Annotated in this window: 6 protein-coding genes; 2 read left to right on the top strand and 4 right to left on the bottom strand. The window is 32.9% G+C overall.

Annotated elements, in window-relative coordinates:
* Position 1: 1 nt before the first annotated feature.
* On the bottom strand, positions 2-6,976 hold the full coding sequence (locus OA93_RS02180; protein ID WP_039111481.1) for a leucine-rich repeat domain-containing protein: 6,975 nt from the start codon (positions 6,974-6,976) through the stop codon (positions 2-4).
* A gap of 338 nt (positions 6,977-7,314) precedes the next feature.
* On the opposite strand from OA93_RS02180, the gene OA93_RS02175 reads away from it, so the two are divergent.
* Positions 7,315-7,620: a hypothetical protein gene (locus tag OA93_RS02175; RefSeq protein WP_039111480.1), complete on the top strand. Its 306-nt coding sequence runs from the start codon at positions 7,315-7,317 to the stop codon at positions 7,618-7,620.
* 1,129 nt (positions 7,621-8,749) lie between these two features.
* Here the strand turns inward: OA93_RS02175 and OA93_RS02165 are convergent.
* The 3 genes from OA93_RS02165 to OA93_RS02155 all read right to left on the bottom strand — a co-directional run bounded on the left by OA93_RS02165 (position 8,750) and on the right by OA93_RS02155 (position 11,743).
* Positions 8,750-10,273: a glycosyltransferase family 39 protein gene (locus OA93_RS02165; protein ID WP_039111478.1), complete on the bottom strand. Its 1,524-nt coding sequence runs from the start codon at positions 10,271-10,273 to the stop codon at positions 8,750-8,752.
* A gap of 130 nt (positions 10,274-10,403) precedes the next feature.
* On the bottom strand, positions 10,404-10,904 hold the full coding sequence (locus tag OA93_RS02160) for a GNAT family N-acetyltransferase (RefSeq protein WP_039111477.1): 501 nt from the start codon (positions 10,902-10,904) through the stop codon (positions 10,404-10,406).
* A gap of 137 nt (positions 10,905-11,041) precedes the next feature.
* The gene (locus OA93_RS02155; RefSeq protein WP_039111476.1) at positions 11,042-11,743 is read right to left on the bottom strand and encodes a S24 family peptidase; all 702 of its coding nucleotides are present in this window, start codon (positions 11,741-11,743) and stop codon (positions 11,042-11,044) included.
* A 261-nt stretch (positions 11,744-12,004) separates the two neighbouring features.
* Between OA93_RS02155 and OA93_RS02150 the strand changes: the two genes are divergently transcribed.
* Complete coding sequence (locus OA93_RS02150) at positions 12,005-13,717, top strand: hypothetical protein (protein ID WP_039111475.1); 1,713 nt, start codon at positions 12,005-12,007, stop codon at positions 13,715-13,717.
* Positions 13,718-13,849: the final 132 nt, after the last annotated feature.

Raw genomic sequence — 13,849 nt, 5'->3', positions numbered from 1 at the left:
TTTATTGTATTAACATTTTTCCTTTAAATATTTTTGGGCTGTTTGAAGCTTGTACTTCCAGAGTATAAAAATATACACCAGCAGCAAGTTCTTTTTGTAAAAAGACCGCTTCATGTTTCCCTTCTGAGGTTTCTAAATCTGATTGTAGTCGAACAATTTGCCCTTGCATATTGTAGACTTTCAGCGTTACCTTAGTTGCGTTTTCTAGTAAATGATATTTTATTGTTGTTTGTTCTCTAAAAGGGTTAGGGAAGTTCATAACAATATCTTTTCCAGAATTAGCATCAATATCATCTATTCCTAGTGTTCCGTTTACAATTTTATAAGGAACTTCGTTTGCATTATCATCAGATATTACGGCAGAAACAATAGTCGTTTTAGGCGCTACTTTGGCAATAGCCACCTTACCCGATAATGTTTTGTCTATAGAGAATCCGACAACACTTGTTTCTTCTTTATTCTCTGCAATAGATACTGTATATCCTTTGGCAGAAAGTAAATCTGATACTTGTTCTTTGCTTATTCCTTTTAAACGAATGTCAAATGCTGCTGTAGCTGTTGCTTGACTATCGATGTATAAAATATCATCTTCAATACTTAACACTGTATTCTGATCATTTGTTAAGGCAAAACGTTTAGCAGCTTGTTGTACTTTTTCTTGTACTCCATCCTGAATTTTATTTATCAGAAGAATAATATCCAAGAGGTTTAAATTCTTATCCTTATTAATATCGGCTGCAGCATAATTAAAATACTTTGGTTTTTGGCTCAGAGTATAATTTAAAGAAGATTGGATGTCTAATATATTTACAATACCATCCAGATTGCTGTCTCCCTCACGATAGGTTAATGTATAAGTAAGGATACTATTTCTAGCTGATCCGGCTATTTGTCTAAGCTCAAGAGTTTGGTTGTTAGGAATATTCCATTCGCTCATTATATTCATTAGCTTAATACCATCTTCAGGAACTGTTACCATTTGGTAATTGTCTTTTAGCGTCATATTATACGATTGACTTGGACTGAATAACTGATTGGTATGGTCGTAACGATTTATCTTCTTGTCTTTTATTACTGTATTTACTGTTAGCGGTAATGCACCTAAATTAATTTTTTGACGGTCAATTTTAAAATTCACGTTGGACGGAAATACAACATTTGTTTCAGTAAGTTCATTCTCCGAAAGGTCGATTGTTTTAAGTTTGGTTAATCTTGATAACTCGTCTGGAATACTGCCTGTTAATTTATTACGGGTTAGGTTAAGGCTTTGTAGCTCTACAAATTTGCCTAACTCGGCACTTATATCTCCAATTAAGTTATTATCGGTTAGGTTAATTGCTACCACGTGTCCATCATTGGTTGTAACTCCTTTCCATCTTTTTTCATGAAGATTATTTGTAGATATATCCCAAGGTGTTTTCCAGTTTGCACCTCCGGCTTTTTGGAAAAATGCAACTAAGGCATCAAATTCTTCTGCTAGAAGAGGTGTTTCAGATCCGTCTGCAATTCCTTTATATTGCAAGTAAGTACCTTGAGAAGCACCTGTTCTTTGCCAGATAGTAATTTTTGCTCCCGCAGGAACATCTGCAATAGATACGCTCGGGAATACAAGAATATTGCCTTCTGGTGTTGCCTCAGATATTTTAAAGTTATTTGCTTGTAAGGCAAATAAATACTTTCCTTCTTGCTCTGGATTAGTTTCGTTATAGGTAGTGATAGGAGGTAAGACTACACTAATTTCGTCTCCTTTTAAATACAGGAACTCCTCTTTTACAATTGTTTGTCCTCTTAGGTTTACATATACTTTACTCAGATCATAGGTAAATGCTGTTTCCAGAGCATCAAAACCATTATTAGATAAATCCAGTTGTTCTATATTCTGAAATTGATTGAATTGTGCCGGGATAGTTCCTTTAAACAGGTTGGCTGCTATAGATAATTTTTTTAACCCTGATATTCCAGAAAGTATTGGTATTGTTCCTCCTAGTTTATTTGCTTGTAAGTTCAGGGTTTTTAAATTTGTGAGTTGCCCAATAGTTGTTGGAATATTTCCTTCAATAACATTCGATTGCAGGTTTAGGGTTTCCAGATAGGTTAAACCAGATAATTCTTCAGGAAGTGTTCCTGACAGATTATTTCCTGATAAACTTATTGATACAACATGACCTTCTTTTGTGCCTACACCATACCAACTTACTTCATGAAGTTTGTTTTGTGAAGTATCCCATTTTTGAGTCCATTGTGCTCCATTAGTACTAGCATAGAATTTTTTTAGAATTTCAAATTCTTCCTCTGCCAATGGTTTTCCAAATGTTACTTTATTATAGTTGATAGTTGTTCCCTGAGCAGTTCCGTCGTTTTGTGTAATCGAAATTTTGTCGGTTAGTTTTATGCTCAGTAATGCTATATCCTTAAAGATTAAGTTGCCTTCTTTATTAGAATAATTTGATACTTTATTTACGCCATTGATGAAAAGCGTAAAATAATTTTTGTTGTTAATACTTCCTCCATCAGCGTTAAAAATAAAAGTGCTAAGTGTTGGCAGGTTTATCACCAATTCATTTGCACCTACTTCTATAGTTGGGATGGCGATGGTTTGATATGTAAAATCAACTGTTTTTAGTAAAGGTAAACTAGCTAATGCTTCGTCTGCATTTTCGATATTATTATAACTTAGAGTAAGTGTTTTAAATGCTTTTAATTTTCCCCATGAAGAAGGAATAACACCTTTTAATTTGCAATATCTTAAATCTAAAGACTCTAGAGATTCCAGCTCAGAAAAGATTGCTAAATCGGTGGTGCTTAAATCTTTTGTGTAGTTTCCTCCATACAAAGAAAGGTTTTTCAGGAATTTTAAATTTCCAAAAGAAGCAGGTATTGCTCCTGTAACGTTGCTATTATTGTTGAGATTAATACCAGTAATATGTCCGTTTTGTATACTTACACCATACCAGGGACCTTCATGCAAATTATTTAGGCTAGTGTCCCATTTATTAGTCCATTTACTGCCTCCCATTGCATTATAAAAATCAACCAAAGCTTGATATTCTACATCTGGAATCTTAGGCTGATCTACTTTTACATTAGTGAAATAAATATTACTATAATAAGCTGCTCCCGAAGCTCCATCATATTGCTGACGCAGATATAACTGATCTCCTGTTTTTAGTGTTGCCAGATAAGTTGCAGGAATGGTTAAGCTAGTATCTTGCGCAACGGTTAGGTTAGTTCCTACCTGAGTACCACGCACGTATACTATGAATTGTCTTTTTGCCGAAAAATCATTAATAGGTCTGTTATAAAGAACGGTATTAGGTAAATTACTAATCTTTACATCGGTTCCTTCGTACAGAAAGTTTTCTATACTAAGAGTTTGTGAGTTTAATTCCAGAGCTACAGAAGTTTTTAATAATCCCTGAATAGTACCTACTTTATTGCTAGAAAGATCTAAAGATGTTAATGCATTTAGGTTTTCTAATTCTTTTATAAGAACTTCTATCTGATTGCTATTTAGGTTTATAGTTGTTAAATTGGCAAGAGAACCTATTGATGCAGGGATAGTTTTTAGCTGATTAACAGATAAATCCATTGTAACAAGACTTGTCATTGCGCCCAAATCTTCTGGCAATCCTGTAATTGCATTGCTACTTAAATACAATGATTTTAGTTTCTTAAGCTTGCTCCATGAAGCAGGTATGTCTCCTTTTAATTTGCTATATCTTAAGTCTAAAGTTTCTAGAGATTCTAACTCAGATAAAACACTTAAATCGGTAGTGCTTAAATCTTTGGGGTAACTTCCTCCATAAAGAGAAAGATTTTTTAGGAATTTTAAATTTCCAAAAGAAGCAGGAATTGATCCCGCAACGTAATTGTTATTATTAAGGTTAAGACCTGTTATATGTCCGTTTTCGATACTCACACCGTACCATGCTCCTTCATGAAGGTTGTTCAGGCTAGTGTCCCATTTATTAGTCCATTTATTGCCGCCCATTACGGTATAAAAATCGACCAAAGCTTCGTATTCGGCATCGGGTATTTTTGGCTGATTAACTTTTACATTAGTAAAAAAGATGTTGGTATAATATGCTGCACTTAGTGTTCCGTCGTATTGCTGACGCAGGTATAATTGATCTCCGGTTTTTAGTGTAGCGAGATAGCTTACAGGAATCGTCAGGCTGGCATCTGGCGCCATAGTTAAATTTGCTCCTACCTGACTACCGCGTATGTAAACGCCAATTTGTCTTCGACCTGAGAAATCATTTTTAGATTTATTGTAAGTAACTACATTCGGGAAATTGTCCACTTTTACATCGGTTCCTTCGTACAAGAAATTCTCTATGTTTACGGTTTGTGAATTTAGCTCGAGGCTTACGGTACTTTTTAGCAACGCTACAATATTGGATATTTTATTGCTTGAAAGATCTAGTGTTTTTAATGCATTCAGATTTTCGAATTCTTTTATAAGTACTTCTATTTGGTTACTTGCCAGGTTTAAGGTTACAAGATTTAAGAGGTTGCCTATTGATACTGGGATAGCTTTTATCTGGTTGGATGATAAATCTATCGTTACCAGACTTTCCATTGTGCCAAACTCTTCTGGCAATCCTGTAATTGCATTGTAACTTAAATACAATGATTTTAGTTTTTTTAATTTACCCCATGAAGCAGGAATATCTCCTTTTAATTTTGAATATCTTAAATCTAAAGTTTCCAGAAATTCAAAGTCAGATAAGATTCCTAAATCGGTTGTGCTTAAATCTTTGGTATAACTTCCTCCATAAAGAGAAAGACTTTTTAGATATTTTAAATTTTTAAAAGAAGCTGGTATTGCTCCCGCAACATTACTATTATTGTTAAGGTTAAGGCTTGTAATATGTCCGTTTTCGATACCCACACCATACCATGCACCTTCGTGAAGATTGTTCTGAGTTATATACCATTTATTATTCCATTGTGTTCCGCCCATAGTATTATAAAAATCTACTAAAGCCTGATATTCTAAATCGGGTATTTGTGGTTGGTCAACTTTTACATTAGTAAAAAAGATGTTGGTATAATAAGCAGCACTAAGCGTTCCATCATATTGTATGCGTAGATATACCTGATCGCCTGTTTTTAAGGTTGCGAGATAACTTGCCGGAATAGTTAGGCTGGCATCTTCTGCCATTGCAATATTTGCTCCTACCTGACTGCCTCGTATGTAAACACCAATTTGTCTTCTGCCCGAAAAATCATTTTTAGATTTATTATAGGTAACTATATTCGGTATGTTATCGATTTTTACATCGGTACCACTGTACAAAAAGTTTTCCAGGCTTATAGATTGAGAATTTAGCTCTAAGCTTACCGTACTTTTTAGCAAGGCTACAATATTCGAAATTTTGTTGCTTGAAAGATCTAACGTTTTTAAAGCGTTTAAACCTTCAAATTCTTTTATAAGAACTTCTATCTGATTACTGGCTAAGTTTAGCGTTACTAAATAAGAGAGATTACCTATAGAAACTGGAATTGTTTTTATCAGGTTGGAAGATAAGTCCAAGGTTACCAGATTTTCTATTTCTCCTAGTTCATCTGGTAATCCGGTAATTGTATTGTTGCTTAAATACAATGTTTTTAATTTTTTTAGTTTACTCCATGAAGCTGGGATATTCCCTTTTAGCTTGGTATATCTTAGATCAAGAGTTTCTAGAGATTCTAGTTCTGATAGAGAACTCAAATCTGTAGTATTTAAATCTTTACCGTAGTTTCCTCCATATAGAGAAAAGCTTTTTAGATATTTTAAGTTTCCAAAAGAAGCCGGTATTGCTCCCGATATATTGTTGGTATTGTTGAGGTTAATTCCCGTTACATGTCCGTTTTCTATACTTAGACCATTCCATGCACCTTCATTAAGGTTGTTTTCGTTAATGTCCCATTTATTATTCCATTTGCTACCATTCATGGCATTGTAAAAATCGACCAATGCCTGATATTCTATATTTGGTATTCCGGGTTGGTTTACTTTTACAGTAGTGAAATAAATATTACTATAATATGCCGCTCCAGAAGTTCCATCATATTGCTGACGCAGATATACTTCATCTCCATTTTTTAATGTAGCCAGATAAGCCGATGGAATCGTAAGGCTACCATCTTCGGCAACGGTTACATTTGTTCCCACCTGACTCCCGCGCACATAAATTCCTATTGGTCTTCTGGCCGAGAAATCATTTTTGGTTCTGTTGTAAAGAACAACATTTGGGAGATTGCTAATTTTTAAATCAACTCCCTCATATTGCAATTTATCAATGCTAAGAGTTTGGGAATTTAATTCTAAGCTAACAGTACTTTTTAATAAAGCGTCGATAGTTGATACTTTATTGCTGGCTAGATTTACTGTTTTTAAAGCAGTAAGGTTTTCTAATTCTTTTGTTAAAACAGTTATCTGGTTGGTAGATAATTCTAAAGTTATTAAGTTTTCCATCTCTCCAATTTCTTTAGGTAAAGAAGTGATGGCGTTGTTGCTTAGATATAAGGTTTTTAATTTTTTTAGCTTATTCCATGAAGCAGGAATGCTACCTTTTATGTTACAATTTCTTAGGTCGAGAGTTTCTAGCGCTTCTAATTCTGATAGAACTCCCAAATCGGTTGTGCTTAAGTCTTTGCTGTAACTTGCGCCGTAAAGGGAAAGGCTTTTTAAGAATTTTAAATTCCCAAAAGATACTGGGATTTTTCCAACAATGTTACTTGTATTGTTGAGGTTAATTGCTGTTACGTGTCCGTTTTCTACGGTTACACCATACCAGGCAACTTCGTGAAGATTATTTTCTTTGGTATTCCATTTATTATTCCAGTTGGACTCACCGGTAGCTTTGTAAAAATCGACCAAAGCTTGGTATTCTGTATCAGGAATTGGAATGTTTGTTGGGGTTTGGAATGCAAAAATTTGGGAACTAATAAGGAGGAATATTAGTCTAATGAGTAGTTTTTTTTCCATAACTCAAGGGTTTAAAGGTCAGTTGATTGGCGTTATTTTTAGTCGTTAGGTAATAATTGCCAAAAGTAGGAAAAATATCTATGTAAAAAATTGACTAAATTGTTTATTTAAGAAAATACGTGTGATATTCTTATTTGTTAGTTCAAAAAGTAAGAATTTGATAAGAATATTTAGCTTGAATCCGAGTAAATACAAGGAGGGAGAGAGGAGGTGGTTTCTGAAAAATATTTTAATTTTTTTTACGAATTAAAAAGATTTTATTACTAAATTTATTTTTACAAACGATTACATAAAAAACAATAGTAACAAAGTTGTATTTAATTTAAACCGATAAAACTATGAAAGTACAATATCAAGGAGAACATAATGGGAAACCGACAACATTCGAAATAAGAATAATTGGTAATAATCTTTCTAAATCTAGTTCTAATTATCAAATCGATTTATTGGTAGGAGATAATAAACTGCCTATAACTTCATCAATGATACATCAGAGTTTATCTAATTGTTTAAAAGATATTTACTTATTCCGCAAAGCAAATAATATAAAGTTTGATCCCACTTCTGAAAAAGTATTACCAAACTTAGTACCGTACGATTTAGTATTGTACAACTATAATAAGCACGCCTTGTTTATGGCTTGAGGTAGGTTCTGAGGCACTAAGGTTCAAAGGGACAGAGGCTTCTCAGTTTGTCTATAATGAGGTTCAGAGTAGCAAAGGTTCAGAGGCTCTTAGTTTGTCTGTAAAGAGGTTAAAGCCTTCATTATGAGTAAAAAACGCAATATTATCATGAGAGATAGTATTGCGTTTTTTTATGTTCAATCCAAAAACTTAGCATCTTAGTACCTCAGAACCTTAGTGCCTTTTTTAAACCCTTTGAACCTTCTAAGTAAACTAAGAAAACAATAACAATTATTTCGAGTATAAAATAAATTAAACCTAAAGAGGTTAGTTTATGGAAATAGTAAATTATAAGTCCCGTTGTAAGGCAACAATATAAAGCATTAGCAATCATGATTATATTTAGATAAAAGCGCCATTTGTTAGAAACAAACAAATAACAACACAAAGAGTATGTTGCGAAAATAAACGCTATAGCCGATAAAATATAAAGCGTTTCTTGAGGCATTCCGAAACTATCTTGAAATCTTACCAAAACAAATCCCAATAAGAAAGCAGTTAAAAAAGCACCAATACTATCCAAAAGGAATATATTTTTTTGGTTAGAGCTAAGTTTGGATATTAAGGAGTTTGGGTTGTTTCGCATTTTTTCTTTTTGAGGTTCAAAGGTTCTGAGGTATTAAGGTTTTAAGTATTCGCAATCTTGTCATTCTGAGCGTCCCGAAGCTTCGGGAGAAGAACACATAAGTAGCTCGACAATCAAAGCCAAATATTATTTTAAAGTTTTAATTCAAGGGGACAAGGAACTTGATTTCATGTGCCAAAGAACTCTAATTTATTAAATTCTATTCAATTTTATCATAGCTCACGGTTTCAACCGTGTGATACAGATTGCGATAATTCATTGCGTTCCAACGGTTGAAACCGTTGGCTATGTTTATAGCATGTTATTTGTGGCTCGAATCCGTTGTCGAGCTATTAGTTTGATTTATATTATCTGAGTTTTCCTTGCATCAAATGACAGAATTGTGTTTTATGTTCAATCCAAACCTTAGTACCTCAGAACCTTTGCGCCTTTGAACCTTTTTTCAAAACCTTTCTCCACACAAACTGAGAAACCTTTGAACCTTTGTGCCTTTAAAAAAGAACCTTAGTTCTTTTCCTTAGAAATCTCCTCAACAATTCTTTTATTAATATCAATCTTGGCGCCTGTAAATACAAAAATGGTTGTTTTGTATTCTCGGGCATTTTTATTTTTGATAGAATCGGCTATTATAGCAGTCTGAAAGTATGGACCAGTTTCTGCCATTTCATCATCATTTTCATGGTATTCCTTAACTCGTATTAAGTTGTTGTATTGTATATCAAGATTAAACCAGTTAATATAATCGGCATTAAAAGAGACGGCTTTTATTCCTTGTTTGGTATAATAATTAATTGCTCCAGCCTGTCCATAATTGTCACAAAGAACCAGGGTTTTCTTTTTCTCAGGATTTGGAATAGTTGCATAAACCGAATCGGTTTTGCGGGCAAGTTCTTTCCAACCAAGCATATCGGCGTAATCCTGAGGTAATTTATGGTCTTTGCCATCTTCCCATTTAAGCATGCCTAGTTTTTTGTAGCCTTCGGGATGCTTTATGATGTATTCAGGACTTTTATTAGGAAAAGACAAATTGTACATAGGAATAAACAACAACAACGGAATGATTACAAATACAGGCTGTAAATAACGTTTCTTACCCGAGTTTAAAATTTGTGAGAGATAAACAGCGCCAAAAGCAATGTAAATAGGATACAGTCCAATTGCGTAATAAGCTTTGGCTTTAAAGTATAGAAAAACGATTATTGTAAAGATAAGTGAGCTGAAAAAGAATCTATATTTCTCGAAAGGTTTATAAAATAATAGCGCATATAATGCCGAGAGAATTACAAGAGAAGAGCCTATAAAATAAAGAAATTGCTTTTTTAAAAATTCTACGCGATCCATATTTACCAATTGTGTTTCGGCAAGCTCTTTCATGTGGTGAACTACCGGAAAATGGTTGTTGTATTGCCATAAAAGATTTGGAATAATTAGTAGTATGCCTAGTATTAAGGCGATATAGAGTTTTTTTTCTGTAAATATTCTGCGTTGTTTAGATAGTATCAAGGCAGGAAGTAATCCTATAAGCAGGAAAAGAATATTGTATTTGTTGAGGAATCCAAAGGCAAATGCAATTGCTCCTATATAAAGCCATTTAGGTTTTTCGGTTGTAACGTATTGTATTATGATATAATAAAATCCTGTCCAACATAATACATCTAAGGAGTTGGGCTGATAAAGAATATTTATTCGCAGTAATGACGAAAATATAATGCAAGTTGCACCGAGAATTAAGGCGTATAAATTTCCGTTGAGTTTTTCGATAGTTTTCCAGACGATTAAAAGGGTTAAAACACCAAAAAGAGCTGGGAAGAATTTTACCCAGAAAACTGAATTTCCGAGTAACAGGATGATATAAGAAATCCAGGATGTTACAGGAGGAACCGATAAATATCCCCAAGCGAGATGATTTGCCTGGTCGAGATGTAGGTATTCATCACGTTGCAAATCATATTCCGGACTTATTAATATGTATTGTAAAGCAAACTTTAAAATAATAAATCCGAGTAAGATTATGGTTTTCTTAGTCATGGGGTTCGTGGTCTAAATAGCTAAAATGGTTTGTATTAATTCTTTAGCTAATATATAATTTATTTTAATTTTAGACCAAGATGAAAATACGAGAACTTATAAAGTTCAGGATTCCCTTGAAGCTTTTTATTTATGCATTTTGTTTTAATTCATATTCGATATGGTTGTCATCCAGATCAGCAATTTTAATGAAGTTAAGACGCTCAAGAAGTTTTATTGCGTTTTGGTTTTCCTGAGATGTTTCGGCCCAAATACGGTTTAATCCTATATGATTATTTCCAAATTCTATGGCCAGAGTCATTGCCAAAGTCATAAAACCTTGCCCGCGATATTGAGGCAATAAAACACAACCAAGTTCTCCCGCTCCAATGTCTAGTCCGCGATAGTAGCCACAAGTTCCAACAATTTTATTGGTTGTATTATCTGCAATACCCCAATGTATAGAGTTGCCATCAGTATAATCTTTATCGATTTTAGCTTGCATTTCTGCTGCTTGCTCTAGTGTTTTTGCTTGAACTGCATCATAATACGAAATTTCTATAATGTCGTTAAGATCAGAGGGTAGTATTTGGCGCAACGAGATTTTATCGCTAATAACGTTTGGAAAACTATTGTAAGGAGGTAATTTCATTTTACAATTTTTTATTGTTTGGTTTAGCTAATATATAATTTATTTTGAGGTAGACTTAAATAGGAAAGCTGTAAAATGCAAAAGCTCCGGATTTCTCCGAAGCTTTGTTTATGATATAAAATGATTATGTATTGTATTTAATGTGTAGCGTTTATTCTAATTGTTGCTTTTAGTAACGCTAATCCTTTAACGTTTTTAAAGTGAATATCTTTAGCTTGATGCTGAGGGTTTTCGCTTACTAATTTTATCCAATCTTCGCCTTTATCCGATTTTTGGACTTTTTTAATCATAACAAATTCTTCAGAATCATCGGTTATTAAAGAAACCAAATACATTTCGCCCCAAAAAATATTCTCTGGAATGTTATTTACTTTTTTGTACACAATAATATCTCCACTTTTTAAAAGAGGATACATACTATCACCATTTACATAAATAGCACCATCGCATTTTGGTAAACCAGGAATCGAAATAAAATCTATTGGGTCTTGGTTGGCATCTTTAAACAAAGAAACAATTCCAGCAGAATCCTGGATATCGTATAATGGTACTTTGTTTTGTGCAGTTTTATTATAAACAGGATTTGGTTCCTGAAGTAAATTATTTCCTAAATCGGACTCGTCTTCAAAACCAACGGGCTTTAAAATCATGTTTCCTGTTCCCATTAAAAGCCATTCGGCACTAATATCGGGATAGACATTGAGTATATGCTCTATTTTTGATACACCAATATCTCTAACCTTATCTAAAAAACCATTAGAAAGACCAGTTTCGATGTAGAATTTTCTTTTGTTAATTCCTTTATATTTAATAAGTTGTAGGATTCTGTCGATAATCATTGTATATATTTATAGATTATTTACTCAATTTATTATAATATGTAGGATATACTCTATATATTTGTAACATTATAAGAAAAAGATTAACTAAAAGACAAACGTACAAAAAAAAAGAAGAAGTATGCTTATGACTCACGTATCATTAGCAGCTTGTACAAGAAATGAGGCGAAAGTCTTTAGTATTCAGTAGTGTTTAGGTGGTTATAAGGGCAAGATTAGTAGCTACAAAATAGGAGATGTTTTAACAAGTAAAAGTAAATTATGGATTATCCGATTAAAATAGCACAAAGTAATCCCCATCGTGAGCGATTGGAAAAAGTAATTAAAGATTTGCTTCATTTTATCGAAGCAGGAGCAGTTTATGTATCCTATAGTGCTAGCAATAATGTAGTTATTATAACATTTGTCCTGAAAGAAAATTGTAGTCAGGACGGAGATGCATTAAATGAAACAACACATAAATTCATAAAATTATATCCTGATTTTGTCTTTAAATTCATTAATTCTAATTGGGTAGATTATGGATTTAAAAAAGGAAAACTGTTTTTTATACAACATTGTACCTTTAAAGAATTGGTTTATTTTGAGCCAGATTCTAAAGTATTCTATCCACGTACAGACACTTCTAAACAATTGTCTAAAAGAGCCAAAAAACGATTTGATATAGACATTGAAGCTGCGGTTGTAATTTTTCGTAATGTCTCTATTTATACCAGAAACAATAAGCGGGTAGAAGCAGCCTTTGCATTGCATCAAACCTTGCGTTATATTTATATCTGTGCTTCAGAGTTTCTTATGCCAGAATTTATTAGTTCTACGTGTTTATTAATGCATTATGATTATATAATAGATTTTGCACCTACATTTAAAACCATACTTAATAAAGAAAACCAAGAAGATAAAGAGATTTTGGTAATGCTTAATGCCGCTTACAATAGCATACAGCAAAACCGTGATATGGTCGATATTGATGCTGCATTAATTGATAAAACCAAAGGAAAAATCGAATTAATGCAGAGAGAAATTAACAGACTCTTTATTGAATACGTAAAATCGTGTAAACAAAAAGTAAGAGAACTGAATAATCAATCTTTTTTAGGGAAATCGATTTTTAATGGAAGAATCCAGCCTAATTATATTATGGATGAGGCATTCTCCCAGATAAGTGCTGTAATTGTTGAATCCCTTAAAACAAGATCAATATATTGTTTTGGATATACAACAAATCATAAACAGGAATTAATAGATAAAAACAAGAATTATAGTAATGAACTTCCTGATTATCATTTTTATTTGTTGGTTCTTAACCTGGAACATATAGAGAATGTGATAGAGTTGCTGCAAACTCAGATTACGGAGAAATTTGGGAATAACTATAAAGTAACCATCCTTAATCATAGTGCTAGTTACTTGCGTAAGAAAAGCCAAAACAAGAAATATTTCTTAGATACTATTATAGCAAACGGACTCTTGATTTATAATAATCCTTTATATCTTGTTTATTCTAATGTTTTTGAGGTGGAAAGAGATACAGATTTTTCAAAGAAATATTTTGAAAATCGCATGTTGCTTGCTCAACAGTTCCTTAGCCTTGCTCAAAATTGTTTTATAGAAGATTCGACTTTTATAAAAAATATACTCCATCATAAAGCTGTTGAACAAATAGCAGGAGGACTCATTTACTTGTTTCTGGGATATCACTCGGGTAAGTTTTCTATGAATTATTTATTTTCTTTATTGAATTACATAGAAGAAATTGAGTTTCCTTTTGATTTTACTGATGAAAAAGAAACAGCAATCCATCAGCTGATGATTGCAAATTCTGAAATGTCAGGATCTAAAGATGTGCAAAGTGTGACTATCGAAGATGGAAATATTCTAGAAGAAAAGTGTATTAAATTCTTTATGATGGCAAAAGAAATAGCCGAAAAAGAATTTGAAAGACTTGAGAATCGTTCGGATTCGTCAACGTAACGCTAGGCGAAATTTTTTATGCATTGAAATTAATTGTAGCAACAAGTATCATTGGTTTATGAGATTTTTTTGGTTTAACCAATAAAAAAAACAATTACTCGTTTACTGCCAATGTATCTTCTAAATTAATTA

The organism is Flavobacterium sp. KMS, from assembly GCF_000813005.1.
GTDB lineage: Bacteria > Bacteroidota > Bacteroidia > Flavobacteriales > Flavobacteriaceae > Flavobacterium.
This window is presented reverse-complemented; position numbering and strand designations above follow the sequence as displayed.

Excerpts from the sequence above, each read along its gene's own strand:
- OA93_RS02180 (WP_039111481.1), bottom strand. The coding sequence starts at position 6,976 with ATGGAAAAAAAACTACTCATTAGACTAATATTCCTCCTTATTAGTTCC.
- OA93_RS02175 (WP_039111480.1), top strand. The coding sequence starts at position 7,315 with ATGAAAGTACAATATCAAGGAGAACATAATGGGAAACCGACAACATTC.
- OA93_RS02165 (WP_039111478.1), bottom strand. The coding sequence starts at position 10,273 with ATGACTAAGAAAACCATAATCTTACTCGGATTTATTATTTTAAAGTTT.
- OA93_RS02160 (WP_039111477.1), bottom strand. The coding sequence starts at position 10,904 with ATGAAATTACCTCCTTACAATAGTTTTCCAAACGTTATTAGCGATAAA.
- OA93_RS02155 (WP_039111476.1), bottom strand. The coding sequence starts at position 11,743 with ATGATTATCGACAGAATCCTACAACTTATTAAATATAAAGGAATTAAC.
- OA93_RS02150 (WP_039111475.1), top strand. The coding sequence starts at position 12,005 with ATGGATTATCCGATTAAAATAGCACAAAGTAATCCCCATCGTGAGCGA.